Origin of the sequence: Catalinimonas alkaloidigena (assembly GCF_900100765.1) — a bacterium.
GTDB lineage: Bacteria > Bacteroidota > Bacteroidia > Cytophagales > Flexibacteraceae > Mooreia > Mooreia alkaloidigena.
The window spans coordinates 156,270-175,442 of sequence record NZ_FNFO01000011.1 but is presented as its reverse complement, the minus strand read 5'-3'; the positions used below and the strand labels follow the sequence as shown (position 1 = coordinate 175,442).

12 protein-coding genes are annotated in these 19,173 nt (G+C 57.5%); 8 read left to right on the top strand and 4 right to left on the bottom strand.

The features are described from left to right. Entirely contained in the window at window positions 1-1,467 is a 1,467-nt protein-coding gene (locus BLR44_RS23320) for a RagB/SusD family nutrient uptake outer membrane protein (RefSeq protein ID WP_089686707.1), read from the top strand. Between the two features lie 163 nt (window positions 1,468-1,630). Continuing rightward, window positions 1,631-3,664 carry an FAD-dependent oxidoreductase gene (locus BLR44_RS23315; RefSeq protein ID WP_089686705.1) on the top strand — a complete coding sequence of 678 codons (2,034 nt, stop codon included), beginning with the start codon at window positions 1,631-1,633 and terminating at the stop codon, window positions 3,662-3,664. Window positions 3,665-3,743: 79 nt separating this feature from the next. Here BLR44_RS23315 and BLR44_RS23310 read toward each other — a convergent pair whose 3' ends face one another. The 3 genes from BLR44_RS23310 to BLR44_RS23300 all read right to left on the bottom strand — a co-directional run bounded on the left by BLR44_RS23310 (window position 3,744) and on the right by BLR44_RS23300 (window position 9,741). Then, a complete protein-coding gene (locus BLR44_RS23310) occupies window positions 3,744-5,237 on the bottom strand; it encodes a TolC family protein (RefSeq protein ID WP_089686703.1) in 1,494 nt (497 codons plus the stop codon). A 56-nt stretch (window positions 5,238-5,293) separates the two neighbouring features. Then, the gene (locus BLR44_RS23305) at window positions 5,294-8,503 is read right to left on the bottom strand and encodes an efflux RND transporter permease subunit (RefSeq protein WP_089686701.1); all 3,210 of its coding nucleotides are present in this window, start codon (window positions 8,501-8,503) and stop codon (window positions 5,294-5,296) included. Window positions 8,504-8,598: 95 nt separating this feature from the next. Continuing rightward, window positions 8,599-9,741, bottom strand: coding sequence for an efflux RND transporter periplasmic adaptor subunit (locus BLR44_RS23300; protein ID WP_089686699.1), 1,143 nt, complete (start codon window positions 9,739-9,741; stop codon window positions 8,599-8,601). A gap of 289 nt (window positions 9,742-10,030) precedes the next feature. Here BLR44_RS23300 and BLR44_RS23295 point away from each other — a divergent pair, with 289 nt between their 5' ends. From BLR44_RS23295 to BLR44_RS23280, 4 genes are all read left to right on the top strand, one after another. Next, window positions 10,031-11,410, top strand: coding sequence for a deoxyribodipyrimidine photo-lyase (locus BLR44_RS23295; protein WP_089686698.1), 1,380 nt, complete (start codon window positions 10,031-10,033; stop codon window positions 11,408-11,410). Between the two features lie 101 nt (window positions 11,411-11,511). After that, the gene (locus BLR44_RS23290; RefSeq protein WP_089686696.1) at window positions 11,512-12,405 is read left to right on the top strand and encodes an NAD(P)-dependent oxidoreductase; all 894 of its coding nucleotides are present in this window, start codon (window positions 11,512-11,514) and stop codon (window positions 12,403-12,405) included. 89 nt (window positions 12,406-12,494) lie between these two features. Next, window positions 12,495-13,592 carry a glycoside hydrolase family 3 protein gene (locus tag BLR44_RS23285; protein ID WP_089686694.1) on the top strand — a complete coding sequence of 366 codons (1,098 nt, stop codon included), beginning with the start codon at window positions 12,495-12,497 and terminating at the stop codon, window positions 13,590-13,592. Between the two features lie 95 nt (window positions 13,593-13,687). Then, window positions 13,688-14,692, top strand: a complete 1,005-nt coding sequence (locus tag BLR44_RS23280) for a Gfo/Idh/MocA family protein (RefSeq protein ID WP_089686692.1) — start codon at window positions 13,688-13,690, stop codon at window positions 14,690-14,692. Here the strand turns inward: BLR44_RS23280 and BLR44_RS23275 are convergent. Continuing rightward, the gene (locus tag BLR44_RS23275) at window positions 14,668-15,543 is read right to left on the bottom strand and encodes a helix-turn-helix domain-containing protein (RefSeq protein WP_089686689.1); all 876 of its coding nucleotides are present in this window, start codon (window positions 15,541-15,543) and stop codon (window positions 14,668-14,670) included. The genes BLR44_RS23280 and BLR44_RS23275 overlap by 25 nt on opposite strands. A gap of 613 nt (window positions 15,544-16,156) precedes the next feature. Between BLR44_RS23275 and BLR44_RS23270 the strand changes: the two genes are divergently transcribed. Both BLR44_RS23270 and ligA read left to right on the top strand, forming a co-directional pair. Further along, window positions 16,157-16,954, top strand: coding sequence for a DUF4197 domain-containing protein (locus BLR44_RS23270; RefSeq protein ID WP_089686951.1), 798 nt, complete (start codon window positions 16,157-16,159; stop codon window positions 16,952-16,954). A 179-nt stretch (window positions 16,955-17,133) separates the two neighbouring features. After that, entirely contained in the window at window positions 17,134-19,167 is a 2,034-nt protein-coding gene (gene ligA / locus BLR44_RS23265; protein WP_089686687.1) for an NAD-dependent DNA ligase LigA, read from the top strand. Window positions 19,168-19,173: the final 6 nt, after the last annotated feature.

Here is a 19,173-nt window from a genome sequence, read left to right as displayed (position 1 = left end):
ATGAAAAAATACTGCCTCCTCCTGTCTGTAGCGCTGCTGTCCGGTTGCAGCGACCTGCTGGAAGAAGAGCCACGCGACCAACTCGCGCAGGAAACCTTCTTCAGAACCGCCGACGATGCCCGCGCCGCCGTCTTCGGCATTTATTCCCCGCTGCGCAGTGCCGATACGTACGGCTCGTGGTACCCGGCCATCATGGCCAACCTCGACGATTACACCCTCGGGCGCGGTTCGCAGGTCGCCATCAGCGAGTACCAGGGTTTCGACGGGACCAACATCGCACGCGCCGAACGCATCTGGCGCGACCTCTACCAAAGCATCAACTTCGCCAACATCGCTCTGCAAGGCATCCCGGACATTCCGATGGACGAAGCCGAAAAAGCGGCCTTGCTGGCCGAGGCGCGGTTCATGCGGGCCTTTAACTACTTCACGCTCGTGCGCAACTACGGGGCCGTCCCCATCCGGCAGGAACCCGTCGTTACCGACGATCAGATCGGTGCGCCCCGCCGCCCGGTCAGCGACGTGTATGCTTTTATCGAAGCGGATCTGTACGTGGCCGAACAAGCTTTACCCGACGAGCCGGCCCAGCCGGGGCGTCCTACAAAATGGGCTGCCAAAACGATGCTGGCCGACGTATACCTGACCACCGAACAGTGGGAGAAGGCCCGCGACAAGGCCGAAGAAGTGATTGCGTCCGACAAGTTTGCCCTGGTGCCGGTCTCCTCTTCCGACGATTTTGAACAGATCTATGGACCGACAGAAGTCACCAACTCGGAGGAAATCTTTGCCTTCAAGTTCACGCGGGTGGCGGGTCTGGGCTGGAGTTTCGTCATCTTCCCCTATGCCTCGGACACGCCCTACTCGCCCGGCGGGTACCGTGCTTTTTTCGCCAAGCCTACGTTTCCGCTCATCGCCAACTGGGACGACGCCGACCTCCGGAAAGACTTCAACCTGTACACGACCTACGTCAGCACCAGTTCAGGTCAAGCGACGTCACTGCCTGAAAATGAGTCCATTGGCTTTCGGAAGTACCGCGACGGACAAGCACCTTCGACCAGCGCATACGGCAATGACTATTACTTTTACCGCTACCCCGATGCGTTGTTGATTTACGCCGAAGCGGCTTCTATGGCCAATAACGGCCCGACCGCGGAGGCCGTGGAAAGATTAAACATGGTGAAGCGCCGCGCCTATGGGTTCGCACCGACCGCTCCTTCGGCAGTAGACGTAGCGCTGGCCGGACAAACGGCCACCTCGTTCCGGACGGCGGTACTGACGGAACGGGCCTACGAATTTATGCTGGAATCGAAACGGTGGCTGGACCTGAAACGGGCGGGCATCGTGAAGGAAACCATTCGTGAAGCCCTGGGCAAGGAAGTAGCCGACGCGCACCTGCTCTGGCCGATTCCCCGTTCCGAAATCGACAACAATCCCGACATTGGACCGGAAGACCAAAACCCGGGGTATTAAGCGTTAAACGTTGAAAGCTTAAAGTGTCGTCAATAGGTTGCGACCGCAACCACGTTGACGTTTTGAGTTCAATGTTCTAATGCTCACCACTGTCCCCGTTATCTACCTTAAATTCCGTCGTTTTTGACCTCTAGTGGCAACCTGACTTTTGTAATTTCTTCTTATGCGAAAAATTCTCCCATCACTCCTCTTGCTTGCATTCTGGCTCGTCGCGCCCCCGTCGGCACTTCTGGCGCAATCGCCCACCCGCGAAGTCGACGTTTGCATTTATGGCGGCACGTCGGCGGGCGTTATGGCGGCCTACACGGCCAAACAACTCGGCAAATCCGTACTGTTGATTGAACCGGGCCGCCACGTGGGCGGGCTCTCGGCAGGCGGACTCGGCTACACCGACATCGGCAACAAGTCGGCCATTTCGGGGCTAGCCCTCGACTTTTACCGACGCATCGGCCAGCACTACGGTACGTTCGAGCAATGGATCTTTGAGCCCAGCGTGGCCGAAGCGACGTTCAACGGCTACCTGGAACGGGCCGGGGTCGAGGTCCTCTACGAACACCACTTGCGCAATACCGTGATGCGGGGCAAGCGCATCGAGTCGATTACGTTGCAACATTCGGGCGATGACCCGTGGACGCATCCCATGCCTTCGGTCAAAGCCAAGGTGTTTCTCGACTGCACCTACGAAGGCGATATGCTGGCGCAGGCGGGGGTGCCGTTCACCATCGGGCGGGAAAGCAACGACCTGTACGGCGAAACCTACAACGGGGTGCAGATGCTGAACAAGCACCAGTTTCCCGACGGCATCGATCCCTACTGCGTGCCGGGCGATCCGTCCAGCGGTCTGGTCTGGGGCATTTCGCCGGCCACGCTGGCTCCGCAAGGCACCGGCAACCGGCAGGTGCAGACTTACAACTACCGCATCTGCCTGACCGACGACCCCGCCAACCTCATTCCGATTACGCGCCCGGAAGGCTACGATTCCACCCATTACGAGCTGTTGCTGCGGTACCTCGCCGCCAAACCCACCGAAAGCCTGTGGGGCTTCCTGAAATTCGACCTGATGCCCAACCGCAAGACGGACATCAACAACAACGGACCGTTTTCGACCGACATGATCGGCACCAACTACCATTATCCGGAAGCCGATTACGCAGGGCGGATGGCGTACAAAAAGGAACTGGAAACCTATACGAAAGGGCTGCTCTACTTCATCGGGCACGACGAACGCATGGCTCCGAAGCTGCGTGAAGAAATGCTGAAATGGGGCTACCCGAAAGACGAGTACACGGACAACGGCAACTGGACGTGGCAACCCTACGTGCGCGAAGGCCGCCGGATGATCGGCGCGTACGTGATGACCCAGGCCAACTGCGTCGGCGACGAAACGGTGGAAGATGGTGTGGGCATGGCGGCCTACACGATGGATTCGCACAATTGCCAGCGCGTGGTGATCGAGAAAGACGGGAAAAAGATGGTGAAGAACGAAGGCGACGTCCAGATCGGCGGGTTCGGTCCCTACCCCATCGCGTATCGGTCGATCATCCCGCAAGCTGAGCATTGCGAAAATCTGCTGGTGCCCGTGGCACTTTCGGCTTCGCACATTGCCTACGGGTCGATCCGCATGGAACCGGTGTTTATGGTGCTGGGCCAATCGGCGGCCACCGCTGCCACCCTGGCCATTGACCGGAACACGACCGTACAACGCGTGGATGTTGCCACGTTGCAGAACCTGCTGCGCGAAAACCCGCTGGCCGACGGCAGCACGCCCGAAATTCTGCTCGACAACGAAAGTGCCGCCGGCATCACGACCAGCGGTGACTGGACTCAGGACGACAAAGCCGGCGGGCGGTTCGGACGTTCGCTGCTGCGCGACGACAACCAAGGCGGTGCCCGCAAATCCGTGCGCTTTACGCCGGAAGTAAAACACGCGGGTCTGTACGACGTTTACGCGTATTTTCCGCGCATCAAAGACGGCTCCTCGCAAACGCGACTGGTGGTGGCCGACAGCAAACGAAAGAAGAAAATCAACCTGAAGGCCGACGACATCCGCGTAGAGGGCCAAACCTCCGGGGCTTGGGTTCCGTTAGGTGAATTCAAGCTGGCGGCAGGGAAAACGAATTACGTAGAGATTTCGAACCAGGGCGCCGACGGCGTGGTCGTCGCCGATGCCGTGTTGTTTGTTCCGAAACAGCCCTGAAGTCTCCCTCACGACTCCAGACAAAAGGCCTGCGTTTCCGATAGAAGCGCAGGCCTTTTGCAAAACGGTAAGTTCGTCTTTACTCCGCTGCCGGTGTTGCCAGTTCGGTGGCCGGTGGCGTCCACCCGCCACCCAGAGCACGGTACAGGTTTACCACCGACATGAAAATGTCGCGACGATACCCGATCAACGTCAACTCGGCTTCCAGCACGTTGCGCTGCGCCGTCACCACTTCCAGGTACGACGCGTAGCCCGCCAGAAAGAGGTCGTTGGCCGTGGTCACCGCCCGCCCCAGGACGTCTACCTCCTGCTGCTTTAAGGCGTAGGCCGACCGGAGCTGGTCGATGTTGTTCAACTCCGTCATCACTTCTTCATAGCCCGTTAGAATACGTTTTTGGTACGTGTAAAGGGCTTCTTTCCCCGCCGCGACCGACCGCCTGTAATTCGCGCGGTTCTGGTACTTGTTGAAAAGCGGCGCCGTCAGCCCCCCCAGAATGCCGGCGGCCAGCGAAGCCGGGTCGAGCAGTACCGAAGCCCGAAACGCTTCCACCCCGACGTAGGGCGTCAGGGTCAGCGACGGCAGAAACGCCGCACGGGCCGCGTCAATGTCGGCGCGGGCGGCAGTCAGGTCCAGTTCGGCCTGTTGAATGTCAGGACGGCGCAGCAGCATACGCGACGGCACCCCGGCCTGAATCTGGTCGGGCAACGGCTGCCCCTGGATGGAACTGTCGCGTTCAATGGCCTGCGGATACCGTCCCAGGAGGCGATTCAGGCGGTTTTCGACCTGTGTGATGGCGCGTTGGCGTTCTACCGCCAGGCTGCGGGTACGCAAAAGCTGAGCTTCGAACTGCTGCACGGCCAGCTCGGTGGCGCGTCCTCCCAACTTTTGAATTTCGACGATTTCCAGCGCTACTTCCTGCAATTCGATGTTGTCGCGGATGATTTTCAGTTCGCTGTCCAGCGCCAGCAGATCATAATAATTGGAAGCTACCTGCGACACCAGCGAGGTCGTCACCAGTTGGCGTCCCTTTTCGGTCGCCAGCAGGCGGGCATAAGCAGCTTCCCGGCGGCTGCGTAATTTCCCCCACAGGTCAATCTCCCACGAGCTTTGCAACCCCAGAAAGTAATAGGGTGTTGGGTTCGGGATCTGCTGCTTGCCCTCTACGTTGTCCGACAGGTTGGTGTCGAAGTTCCCTACGCCGTTCATGGTATACTGGCCGTACCGGTCCACACTGGCCGTGGCCTGTCCGTTGAGCGAAGGCAACAGGGCACCGCGCGCCACCATCACATCGGCCTGAGCCCGTTCTACCCGCTGGAGGGCAACCAGCACGTCGGGGTTGTTACGCAGAGCGACGTCGATCAGATCGACTAAGTAGGCATCGGCAAAAAAATCGTCCCACCGCTGGTCTCCGATGCCCAGCGAATCCGGGTTCTGGTTAGTGGCAAACGTGGCCGGAGGCTGCTGAAAGGTCGGCATGCTGACCGGCTTCGCTACTTTACAGCTTTGCAGCACCGCCAGAAGGCCCAGAAAAAGAAAGAAAGGATAAAAAGGTGTGTTGTTACTGAAACGCATAAACTAGTTAGTGATCAAAAAACCATCCGTCCGTTGTACGTGCGGTGCCGAGGTCGTTACCGAACCGTTGTGTGTTGTTCCTGAGGAGCTGTTTTTTCGTTGATGGACTGCGAAGAAGTCACCTCGACCGGCACCATTTCGTGTTTCTCGCGCTTGCTGACGAACCGTTCGGCCAGGGAAGCAAACAGCACGTACAGGCCGGGAATCAGAAACAATCCGAAGATGGTACCAATCAGCATCCCCCCGGCGGCGGCGGTGCCGATCGAGCGGTTGCCCATCGCGCCGGCTCCGGTCGCAATGCAAAGCGGAATCAGCCCGGCGATGAACGCCAGAGAGGTCATCAGGATGGGACGCAGACGCGACGAAGCACCTTCGACCGCCGCGGTGAGCACCGAAACACCTTCGCTCCGGCGCTGAATAGCAAACTCGATGATCAGAATCGCGTTTTTGCCCAGTAGACCGATCAGCATCACGAGGGCGACCTGTGCGTAAATGTTATTCTGCAAGCCCAGCAGATAGAGCGAAGCAAACGCCCCGAACACGCCCGTCGGCAGCGACAGCAGGACCGGCAGCGGCAGCAGGAAGCTTTCGTACTGCGCTGCCAGCAATAGGTAAACAAAGAGCAGACAGACGCCAAAAATGTAGATGGCCTGATTGCCCGACAAGATCTCTTCGCGCGTCATCCCCGACCACTCGAAGGTGTAGCCGCGGGGCAGGGTTTCGGCCGCAACCCGTTCGATGGCCTTGATGGCATCGCCGGTGCTGTAACCCGGCGCCGGGGTTCCGTTGATCATCGCCGAGGTGTACATGTTGTAGCGGGTCAACTGCTCGGGACCGTACACCCGCTCCAGCGTGATAAAGGTCGAATACGGCACCATTTCGCCCTGGTTGTTCTTCACATAAAGCTCCAGAATGTCTTCCGGCTTGGTACGGTAGCGCGGGGCGGCCTGCACCATTACCTTGTACATCTGCCCGAAACGGATGAAGTTGGAGGCGTAGTAGCTCCCCAGCATCGTCTGCAGGGTGCTCATGGCGTCCTCGATGGTGACGCCTTTTTTGGCCGCCATTTCCTGATCGACGTGAATCATGTATTGCGGGAACGAGGCGTCGAAGTTGGTGAAGGCACTGCTGATCTCCGGCGCTTTCTGCAACGCTTCGGTAAAGGCTTTGGCCACATCGGCGGTTTGTTGCAGTTCTCCACCCCGGTTGCGGTCCAGCAGGCGCAGCTCAAAGCCGCTGGAGTTCCCGAAGCCCGGCACCGTCGGCGGCGGAAAATATTCGATGGTAGCGTCGGTGATGTACTGCGTTTTTTCTTCCAGTTCGTCGATCAGGTCTTCGACCGTGCCTTCGCGCTCTTCCCAGGGTTTCAGGTTGATCATGCCCATGCCGTACGAAGCACCGGCGGCGTCGGTCAGCAGGCTGAAGCCCGCCAGCGTCGATACGGTTTCGACCGCGTCGATCCGCTCGGCCGTCTGCTGAATTTGGTTCAGCACATCTTCCGTCCGTTCCACAGTCGCGCCGGCCGGTGTGGTTACGTTGACGTAGACCATGCCCTGGTCTTCCGAAGGAATAAATCCTGTGGGCAGGATGGTCGCGATGCCCCAGGTAGCGACAAAGAAAAAGGCGAGCATCAGCAGCGTGGCGACTTGGCGACCGGCCAGAAACGCAATGGAGCGGCGGTATTTGTTTTCGACGGCCTGGTACCCGCGGTTAAACCGGTTGAAAAAGCCGCCCAACAGTCCTTTGTGTGGTTCGTCGTGTGTATGTTTCAGTAGGAGCGCACACAGCGCAGGCGTCAGCGAAACGGCGTTGATGCCCGAGATCACGATGGCGATGGCCAAGGTCAGCGAAAACTGACGGTAAAACACGCCCACCGGCCCCGACATGAACGCCACCGGGATGAACACCGCCGACATGACCAGCGTAATGGCGATGATCGCGCCGCTGATCTCGTGCATGGCTGCAAACGTGGCCGCCTTGGGCGACAGGTGCTCTTCCGACATCTTTACGTGGACCGCTTCCACCACCACAATGGCGTTGTCCACCACAATCCCGATGGCCAGCACCAGGGCGAACAGCGTCAGCAGGTTGATCGAAAAGCCCAGCATCTGCATAAAGAAGAACGTACCGACCAGCGCCACCGGCACCGCCAGGGCGGCAATGAGCGTCGAACGGAAATCCTGCAGGAAGATGAATACGACCAGGAACACGAGGATGAACGCTTCGATCAGCGTATGAATCACCTCGTTGATGGAGGCATCCAGAAAGCGCGAAACGTCATATGAAATGGTGTACTCCATGCCCGGCGGAAACGCCTCTTCTTTCAGCTCGGCCATGCGAATTTTTACGTTTTCGATGACCTCGCTGGCGTTGGAACCCGGCCGCTGCTTGATCATGATCGAAGCCGATGGCCGACCGTCCGTTTTGGAGGTCATGCTGTAATCCATCGAACCGAATTCCACGTCGGCGACGTCCTTGAGTTTCAGCACCGACCCGTTGTCGTACGCCCGAATCACAATGTCTTTGTACTGATTGGGCTCGAAAAATTTCCCCGTGTAGCGCAGTACGTACTGCAACATCTGCGGCGTACGCTCCGAGCTTTCGCCGGTTTTGCCGGGTGCGGCCTCGACGTTCTGCTTGCGGATGGCGTCGATCACCTCGCCGGTCGATACTTCGTAGGCGGCCATCCGGTCGGGCTTCAGCCAGACCCGCATGGAATACTCGCGCGACCCCATGATTTCGCAGAAACCCACGCCGTCGATCCGTTTCAGTTCCTGCAAGACGTTGATGTCGGCGAAGTTGTACACGAACTTCTCTCCGATGGTAGGATCTTCGCTCATCACGTTGAGGTACAGCAGCATGCTGTTCACCTCCTTTTCGGTCGTGACCCCGGCCTTGATCACCTCTTCGGGCAGTTCGTCAATGATGGTTGTTACGCGGTTCTGCACGTTGACCGCGGCCAGATCGGGATCGGTCCCGACTTCGAAAAAGACCGTGATGAGCGTGGTACCGTTGTTACTCGTCACGGTCGTCATGTAAGTCATGCCAGGCACCCCGTTGATGGCACGTTCCAGCGGCGTTGCCACGGCTTTGGTGCTCACTTCGGCGTTGGCGCCGGTGTACTTGGCCGTTACGGTAACCGAGGGCGGTACAATTTCGGGAAATTGCGTTACCGGCAACCCAAACAGGGCCAGTAACCCCAACAACACGATGAACAGGGAGATAACGAGTGAAAGAACGGGCCGACGTATAAAAATGTCAAACATGCAGCGAAGCTGAAGTTGGTTATGGAGTGATAAAAATCAGTACGTGAGGTAGGTTGAAATCCGGCGGGCAGTCCGGGGGCTTCGCCCCGGCCGCGCTAGAAAGCCGTTCGGGGGGCGCTGGCCAGCAGGCTGTCCATCACCACAAACTCCGGCTTGATCACCGCACCGTCGCGGATGCTCTGCACACCTTCGTACACTACCCTGTCACCCGGCTTAAGACCGGAGTTCACAATATAAAAGTAGGAGAACCGGCTCGCGGGACTGAAACTTTGCATGCGCACTGTATTCGTGGAATCGACCACAAACACGTAGTTCTTGTCCTGGATTTCGAAAACCGCTTTTTGCGGTACAATCAAAGCGTCTTTGATCTTGTTGGTCAGGCGTACTTTCCCGGTCGCCCCGTGTTTCAGCATCTGTTCCGGATTGGGAAAATGCGCCCGGAAGGCGATGGAGCCCGTGCTGGCCTCGAATTCCCCTTCCATGGTTTCTACTTTTCCTTCGTACGGGTAGCGCGTTCCGTCGGCCAGCACCAGATTGACCACGTTGCTGCTGTTGACGCGGTCTTCCAGACGCGATTTGGTGTATTCCAGATACTCCCGTTCCGATACGTTGAAATACGCATAGATGGAACTGATGTCGGATACGGTGGTCAGCAGCGTGCCTTCTTCGATCAGGCTACCGACCTTCAGTGGAATGCGGTCGATCAGCCCGTCGAACGGGGCGCGGATGTACGTGTACGAAAGGCGAATGGCGGCGTTGGAAGCGGCCGAGCGGGCCTCTTCGATCCGGGCGCGGGCGGCCTGGTTTTTAGCCTTCGCGACTTCCAGTTCCGATTGTGAGATAATGTCTTTGTCGACCAGAATGCGCACGCGATCTACTTCGAGTTCGGTCGCTTTGGCCTCAGCAATGGCGCTTTCCAGGTTGGCGTTGGCTTTGGCTTCCTGCGCTTTGTACTCCTCGGCGTTGATGCGGAACAGCGGCTGGCCCTTCTTGACCTGCTGCCCTTCGTCGACGTAAATGTCTTCCAGAAAGCCGGGGACCCGTGCCCGGATCTCTACGTTCTGCACGGCCTGAATGTCCGTGACGTATTCGTGATGTAGTGTGGTATCTTTTAAGATTAATTCAGTGACGGGAAGCGACTGATCTGACGTTTCTTCGGTGGTGACATGGCTGTTGGCGTTGCAAGCAGCAAGGAAGGTGGTAACAATGAGCGTCTCGATCCACGCGACTCGTTTCATAAAAGTGGAATAAAGCAATGATGAAGGTTTAGTTAGCAACTACAATAATAACAGACAATCGGTGTATAAATATACCCACTTTCTCCGTAAAAGTTACTTCTGTATTCGTATAATACAACGTAATGTTACGAGGGCTTTTAATCTTCTTGAAAATCCACAAGTCCTAAAAATAGGCATTTGTAGCCCTTTTGCGCCGATGCCGATAACTTTTTTGTAGTAAGACGGTTATTCCGGTGATTTATTCTGCAAAAAGTTAATCTTCCCTTTAAAATCTCACCCTGCACTGCCGATGTCAGATCTCCACCCCGACCGGATAAAATGCCTTAACGACCGCCCTGAGCGCGAAAATGCCTATGTACTTTACTGGATGCAGCAATCGATGCGCGTGGACGAAAACCACGCCCTGCACTATGCCATTGAACGAGCGCAGGCCTTGGATCAGCCGGTGATTGTCGGCTTTGGTCTGATGGACGACTACCCCGAGGCCAACCTCCGCCATTATGTCTTTATGCTCGAGGGCTTACATGATGTTGCCGAATCGCTCAAGTCGCTGGATATCAAGTTTGTATTACAAAAAGGCGCCCCGGCCGACATTGCCGTGAAACTGGGCAGGGACGCTTCGCTCATCGTGTGCGACCGAGGGTACCTGCGGCATCAGCGGCAGTGGCGCGACCAGGTAGCCGATCAGGCCGACTGCCAGGTGGTGCAGGTCGAGAGCGATCTGGTCGTGCCGATCGAAGTGGCCTCACAAAAGCGCGAATACGCCGCCCGCACCATCCGCAAGAAGATCATGACGCAGTTTGAGGACTACCTCGACGTACCCGAATTGCGCAAACCTCCGAAAAGTTCGCTGCGGCTTTCGGTGACCGGCGAAGACCTGAGCGACCCGCTGGCGCTGGCCAGAAGCCTGAAACTGGAGCCGGTACCGCCGGTCGATCAACTCTTTACGGGAGGCACCACGGCCGCCAAAGCGGTGTTCCGGCGGTTTCTGGACAAGCTTTTTTCGAACTACAGCGACCACCGCAACCAGCCGCAGACCAGCGACGTGTCGCACATGAGCAAGTACCTGCACTTCGGGATGATCTCGCCGGTGTGGCTGGTAAACGAAGTGCGGCAGAAGCGCAGCAAAGAAAACGTAGACTCGTTTGTCGAAGAGGTGCTGGTGCGGCGCGAGCTTGCGGCTAACTTCTGTTATTACACCGAAAATTACGACCATTACTCCTGCCTGCCCGACTGGGCACAGAAGACGCTGAAGAAACACAAGCACGACGACCGCGAGCATGTGTATACCCGCGACCAACTGGAAAATGCCGAGACGCACGATCCCTACTGGAACGCCGCCATGCGCGAGATGAAGCACACGGGCTACATGCACAATTACATGCGCATGTACTGGGGCAAGAAAATCGTGTCCTGGACCAACACGCCCGAGTATGCCTACGAGACGTTGCTCTACCTCAATAACAAGTATTTTCTCGACGGTCGCGATTTCAACTCCTTCGCCAACGTGGCCTGGGTGTTCGGCAACCACGACCGTCCGTGGCAGGAAAGCCCGGTTTACGGGACTACGCGCCGCCTGTCCACCCAGGGACTGGAACGCAAGACCAAACCGACAGAGTACGTTAAAAAGGTGGATCAGCTGGTCGATCAGGTACAGGCCGACAACTGAAACGGTAGGGCTGCGTTGTAACACTGGGCAGCACTTCCGGAAGCCGGTACGTCGCGCTTCGGCGAGGGCTGCACGTCCACTTTTTACGTTACTCCTTTTCTATGAAAATCGGATTTATCGGGTTGGGCAGCATGGGGTTGCCCATGGCCCAAAACCTCCTGAACGCCGGCTACCCGTTGCGGGTCTACAACCGCACCCGTGCCAAGGCCGAAACCCTAGCGACCGACCAGGTGACCGTGGCCGATTCGCCGGCCGACGTGGCCGCGCAGGTCGACGTTCTGATCACCATGCTTTCGCGCGACGAAGCGCTGGAAGAGGTTTTGTTTGCGGAATCTCAGGGCGCTTACGACGCGTTGCCTCAGGGCGCAGTCCATCTGTCGATGAGTACCATCAGTCCCGATCTGTCGCGGCGGCTGGCCGAAAAACACGCCGCCAAAGGGCAGCAATACGTAGCCGCGCCGGTGTTTGGCCGTCCGGATGTAGCCGAAAAGGCGGCCCTCAAGCTGGCCGTAGCCGGTCCGAAAGCAGTAGCCGAGCGCCTCTCTCCCATTTTCGACGCCGTAGGCGCTGCTTGGGACTACGTGGGCGAAGAAGCCTGGCAAGCGAATCTGGTCAAGATTGCGGGCAATTTTGTGATCGCGTCTATGATGGAAACCCTGGGCGAAGCCTTCGCGCTGGTGGGAAAAGCGGGCGTCGATCCGAAGCAATTTCTGGAAATCGTGAACGGAAGAGTTATGCAATCGCCTGTGTATCAGACTTACGGGAACCAGATGCTGGAAGAGCGGTTTCAACCGGCCGGGTTCGCTACCGACCTGGGACTGAAAGACATGACGTTGGTACAGCGGGCCGCACAACAGTGGCAGGTGCCGATGCCCTTCGGGTCCGTGCTGCGCGACCAGATGGCAACGCTGGTCAACCGCTACGGCAAAGGCTACGATTGGTCGGCGCTCGCCAAACTGGCGCACGACCAGGCACAACCCCACCATGAATCCTGACGGAGAGTCCTTAACATCACGTCGTCGCACCTTGCATCGGTTCTTAGTCCATACCCGTTATCTTCCCGACATTTTCTAACTTGCCGAAGATGAAGAATCTGTTGTTATGGGCCCTGAGCCTGAGTCTGTTCGCGGCTACGGCCACGGCCCAATCTTCCTATTCGCTCGAAACGTTTTACCAGTATCAGCCCGCGCTGGAACACCGGGTCGATCAGATTTTCCAGACGCTGTCGGATACGCAGCGCGTGGGGCAGATGATCATTCCATCGGTCGGTAAACTCGGCAAACCCGAAGCGTACGTAGCCAATCTGGTGCGCAAAGGCCAGGCGGGCGGCATTTTGCTGCTGGGCGGCTCGAAAGAAGGCTTCACCGAACAGGTCCGGCGGCTGAACAAAATCGCGCAGGACAACCGGCAGTTGCCGATTATGTTCAGCACCGATGCTGAACCGACGCTGCTGCCCAAGAAAATTTCCGGCGCCACGCCCGTACCGAAAACCAGCGCCCTCCGCAATCAGGAAGAAGCCGGCATGGTGGCCTCCACCATCAGCCAGGACCTGCTCGACATCGGGGTGCGTCACAACTTCGCTCCGGTGGCCGACCTGAGTAAAAATCAGGAGATTATCGGGGCCCGCAGCTTCGGGGCCAATCCCGATACCGTCGCGGCCATGAACTGGGCCTTTATGCGGGCGTCTCAACGCGCCGGGGTGGTGGCCACCGCCAAACACTTTCCCGGCCACGGCCTCGTGCAGGGCGACAGCCACCACAAGTTGGTGTTCATCAACGGCCCGATGCAGGAGGTGGACGTTTACCGCCCGCTCATCGATTCGGGAGTCGTCAGTGTCATGGTCGGTCACATTGCCGTGGAGAACAACCCCGATTACAACACGAATGGCGAGGCCGCCAGCACGTCGCACCGCATCGTAACGGAGCTGCTGAAAAACGAACTCGGGTTTCGTGGCCTGGTGGTGACGGATGCGATGAACATGGGGGCGGTCAGCCAGGACCCACAGGCGACGGTGAAGGCCGTAAAAGCGGGGTGCGACATGATTCTGATGCCGCCGAACGAGCCGCTTCTGTTGAACGGCGTTTTGGCCGCAATGCAGAAAGATCCCGCGTTCCGCGATCAGGTCTATGCTTCGGTGAAAAAAATCATCCGCCTGAAACTTTGTTTGGGGCTGATCCAGTAAACCTGAGTGGCGGGGCGAGGTGCCGAAGGCGTTTGTAAAACACGCGCTGAACGAGCGGTACCGGGCTCACGTCCAACCTGAAACCTACTTTCCTTATGAATTTTTCTACCGTACGCTGGGGCATGATCGGCGCTGGCGATGTCACTGAGGTCAAAAGCGGCCCGGCGCTCTACAAAACACCCCATTCCGAACTGGTGGCCGTGATGCGCCGCAACGGGGCAAAAGCCGCCGACTACGCCAAACGCCACGGTGTGCCGCGGTGGTACGACGATGCTGAGGCGCTGTTACACGACCCGGACGTGAATGCCATCTACGTAGCAACCCCCCCCAATACCCACGCTGAATACGCCATCCGGGCTATGGAAGCCGGCAAGCCGGTCTACGTGGAAAAACCCATGGCGATGAATTATGCAGAATGTCGGCGCATGGTCGAAGTTTCGGAAGCTACCGGACAGCCGCTGTTCGTCGCGTACTACCGTCGGCGTTTGCCTACGTTCCTGAAAGTCAAGGAGTTGTTAGAAGCTGGCGCCATTGGCGACCTCCGTTTTGTCAATCTGAGCTTGTATCAGGCCCCCAAGCCGCACGATGTAGACGGGAGCGGTGCCTGGCGGACCAATCCGGCCGTTGCGGGGGGCGGGTATTTTTTTGACCTGGGATCGCACCAGCTCGATCTGCTCGACTACTTTCTGGGCGAAATCCGGGAGGTACACAGCGTCGTGGCCAATCAGGGCGCTTATTACACGTCGGAAGATGTGCTGAGTGCGAGTTTTCGGTTTGCGTCGGGCGTAGTAGGAAGCGCCACGTGGTGTTTTACGACGGGACAAGCCGCCGAAACCGACCGTACGGAACTAGTGGGAAGCCTGGGGCGGATAACCTACGAGACGTTTAAACCTTCGCCGGTGGTGCTGGAAACGTCGGTAGGCATTGAAAAGCTGCCGTTTGAGTATCCTCCGCACGTGCATCAGCCGCTGGTCGAAACCGTGGTGCAGGCCCTTCGGGGAGAAGGCACATGCCCGAGCACCGGGATCAGCGCCGCGCGCACGTCGCGGGTCATGGACGAGCTTGTGCAGCCTTACTACGCCCGCACGGCACGTTCCTGAAACGCACTCCGCAAGAACGAACGACGCGAGAAATAGGTGGTGGGGGTTTCGCCGGTCAGGGCTTTGAAGTCGCGGGTAAAGTGCGCCTGATCAAAGTAGTTGCAGCGATAAATCACGTCCAGCCAGTCGTAATTAGGCTTCTGTTTCAGGAGTTTGAACACCTGCGTGATGCGTACATTCCGGATAAACTTCTTGGGACTCAGCCCAATGCGTTCCATAAACTTGCGTTCCATCTGCCGTTCGCTCACCGCGGCGGCGTCGGCCAGTTCGGTGACCGTAACGTTGCCGCCGGTTTCCATCACTTTCCGAATGGCCCGTTGCAGGTACGGCAGGTGTTCGGGACGCGGGCGTGATGCCAGTTCGTCCAACAGAAACAATTCGATGGCTTCCAATTGACGGTAGGGCGACGACGTGTTCAAGAGCTGCTCCGTAATGTCCTGCGACTTTTCGCCGATCAGCTTACGCAGCGACACCACCCGGTTGGCCAGGGTCGACATCTGGATCTGCATCAACTGGTAAAACCCTTCCGGACGGAATTTGACGCCCAGTGCGGAGAACGATCCCTGCACGCGTACATTCAACGACTGTTGCTGCAATCCGAAAACCCCGCTGGCTGGCAAGGCTTCGAAACGATCTTCTTCGTGGACCAGGTACGCACCGCCTTTGTTGATGAATACCATTTCTACATAAGGACTCGGCAGGAATTTGTCGCGTACGGGACGTGAGTTTTCACTTTCCATAATCCAGTAGCATTCTACGTAAGGTTGTAATGCCTCGCAGGGCGCGAATTCAAGGTAGGTGGGAGACGCTAAGGTAGGTTCGGGTGCGGAAGTAATTTGTAAGTGTGTCATGGCCTTGTTGTTTTGCTTGGTGACACAAACATAGGGGGCTACCCACCCCACCCGTTAGAAGAGATGTATCGTAGAATGACAGGTTTTTTGCACTGCAAAATATGTGTTAAAGAATGCAACAAATGTGTTAAAAATGCCGAAACAGCGATTCTACGCAGGTTTTCCTGTCCTAGTGCTTTTCATCCCTTGGGGCATCCGCTCGTCGCTGAAACACACCTTTCGCCCCACGGTACCGGCGAGATCCACTCGGTTTCAGCCCGGCCTTGTCAGCTAAATTCGTTGTGTGCGGCGGGAAGTTTGGGCTAATTTTTTTCGCACGCGACGTCATCAACTTGGATTTCCCTTGGTACAGAACGCCTGTAGTCTGTAGCGTCTTCTATATATACGATGATGTGCTACCTGCCACTTCTCATCAGTTCTGCCCGGAGGCAATTGTATAACCCGTTGGAAGAGTTGGTCCAGACCAACTCTTCCAGAGAATCTCAAAAGCACCGGGAAGCGGCCTGCCGGCGTTTTTTTAATCCATTTCGCCGGTTCTGTCGTATTGACGGGGTAACTTGCTGCCTCATGTTGGTACGGTCTTTGGCCAGACGAACTACTTAACTTTATGATTATGAAAAGACTACGATACTTCACCCTTACCCTGGCGCTGCTTTCGCTGTTCTCGCTCAACTCGTGTAAAGAAGTGCTTCAGGTCGTTTCACAAAACTTACCCTTATCGGAAGAGGAGATCATTTCGGGGCTGAAATCGGCCCTGCAGGTCGGTACCGATACGGCGGTCGCCAACTTGACCCGGGTCGATGGCTTTTACAAAGACGCCGCCGTGAAAATTCTGCTTCCGCCTCAGGCTCAGGGCGTTATCGACAAGCTGAACAGTTCGGCGGCAGGACGTACGCTTTACAAAGCGGCACTCCAGCCCCTGGTCGACGACATGGTCATGAGCCTGAACCGCTCGGCCGAGGATGCCGCCCAGAAAGCCACCCCCATTTTTGTGGATGCGATCCGCAACATTACCATCCGCGATGGCCTTAACATTTTGTACGGCCCCGATACGGCCGCGACGAATTACCTGCGGTCCAACACCTTCAGCCGCTTGTCCGACGCATTCGAACCCAGCATCAACCAGTCGCTGAGCAAGCCGCTTCTGGCCGGGCGTAGTGCCAACGACCTCTACAACAACTTTGTGAATACGTATAACAAAGTCGCCAACAACCCGCTGAACTCGTTTCTGGGACTGCAGAAAATCGACGATTCGAACTTGTCGACGTACGTGACCAACAAAGCTCTGGACGGCGTTTTTCTAAAGATCGCGCGCGAAGAAAAAATGATCCGCGAAAATCCCGGCCACCGCGTTAACGACATTCTGAAACGCGTCTTCGGCAAACTCGACTCGCCGAACGCGCAGTATTGATCCGTTCTGCCGCGAGCGCCCGCTCCCTTGGGGTAAAGGCGCTCTTTTTATAGGGCCTGGCTACCCTCCGGAACGTGTACGCCGAAAAGTTAGCCCCCGCGCTACGCCTGCACCGCCCGGATGTTGTGCATCCTCCTTAAACCTAGTTACTTACGTTTTCTAAAAGCCTCTTCTCCCCCATGACCCTGGAAGCTGCCGCCCACCGCATACAAGAGCTTACTGATCAACTGAACTATTACAATTACCAGTATTACCAGAACGCCGTCTCGGAAATAGACGACCAGACGTTCGATCGGCTGTTGCGCGAACTGCAGGACCTGGAACAGCAGCACCCTTCGCTGATGCTGCCCGATTCGCCAACCCAACGGGTCGGGGGTACCATTTCGAAGGAGTTTCCGACCGTGCGCCATCGCTATCCGATGCTTTCCCTGGGCAATACCTATTCGGAAGAAGAGCTGCGCGAGTTCGACGAACGGGTGCGCAAGGCCATCGGCGATGATTTCAAGTACGTGTGCGAACTGAAATTCGACGGTGTGGCCATCAGCCTGACCTACGAAAACGGCATCCTGACGCAGGCCGCTACCCGGGGCGATGGTGTGCGCGGCGACGACATCACGCCAAATGCCCGGACCATCCGCAGCATTCCTCTGCGGGCCAACTCGAAAGAGCTTCCTGCCCTGTTCGAAGTGCGGGGGGAGGTGTACATGCCCCTGGAAGTCTTTGAGGACATCAACCGCGAACGCGAGGAAAACGGCGAAACGCCACTGGCCAACCCGCGCAACGCGGCCGCCGGTACGCTGAAGCAGCAGGATTCGTCCATCGTGGCGCAACGCCGTCTCAGTTGCTTTACCTACGGACTGCTGGGCGAAGGCATTGCCTACAAAGGCCATTACGAGTCGATGCTGGCGTTGCAGCAAAGTGGCTTTGCCGTCTCGCCTACGTTTTGTCTCTGCCCCACCCTCGACGACGTGCTGGCGTACATCCATCAGTGGGAGCAGAAGCGGTTTGAGTTACCCGTCGCCATCGACGGCATTGTGATCAAAGTGAACGATTATGCCCAACAGGAAGAGCTGGGCTACACGGCCAAAAATCCCCGCTGGGCCATCGCCTACAAGTACTCGGCCGAATCGGCCGTCACGTTGCTGAAAGGTATCACCTACCAGGTCGGGCGGACGGGCGCCATTACCCCCGTAGCGGAACTGGCACCCGTCCAGCTGGCCGGAACACGGGTAAAACGCGCCTCGCTGCACAACGCCAACGAAATTGCCCGCCTCGGGCTGCACGTCGGCGATTCGGTATTCGTCGAAAAGGGCGGTGAGATCATTCCGAAAGTCACGGGCGTCGACCTGACCCAACGCGCCGACACCAGCGAACCGGTGACCTACATTACGCATTGCCCCGAGTGCCAGACGCTTCTGGTCCGCGAAGAGGGCGAAGGAGCGGCCCCACGCGCGCAGCATTTCTGTCCGAATCAGGACGGCTGCCCGCCGCAAATCCGGGGGCGGCTGGAGCATTTCATCCAGCGCCGCGCCATGAACGTGGAGGAACTTGGCCCGCAAACCATCCGTCAGTTGTACGAGAAGGGGCTGGTGAACAACGTGGCCGACCTGTACGACCTCACCTACGACCAACTGATTGCGCTGGAACGATTCGCCGACAAATCGGCGCGCAACCTGTTGGAAGGTTTAGCGCGCACCCGTCAGGTGCCTTTTGCCCGAGTGCTCTTTGCGCTGGGCATTCGCTACGTCGGCGAAACCGTGGCGCGTAAACTGGCCGAACATTTTGGCAGCATCGAACGCATTTCGCAGGCCACGTACGAAGAACTGCTCGAAGCCCCCGAAGTCGGTGAGCGCATTGCTCAAAGCCTGCAATCGTGGCTGGCTGAGCCGGAACATCAGGCGTTGATCGAACGGCTGCGCCAGGCCGGGCTGCAACTGGCGCAAGAAGAAAAAACTTCGGCTCCGAGCAGCACCACGCTGGCGGGCAAAACGTTCGTGATTTCCGGCGTCTTTGAGCAGTTCAGCCGCGATGGCCTCAAAGCACTGATCGAAGACCACGGCGGAAAGATTTTGAGCAGCGTCTCCGGCAAGCTCGACTACCTGGTAGCGGGCGAAAACATGGGACCAGCCAAGCGCGAAAAGGCCCTGAAACACGGCGTGACGATTCTATCGGAAGCTGAATTTCTTCAACTTTTAGAAGAAACAGGAAATTAATTGCGG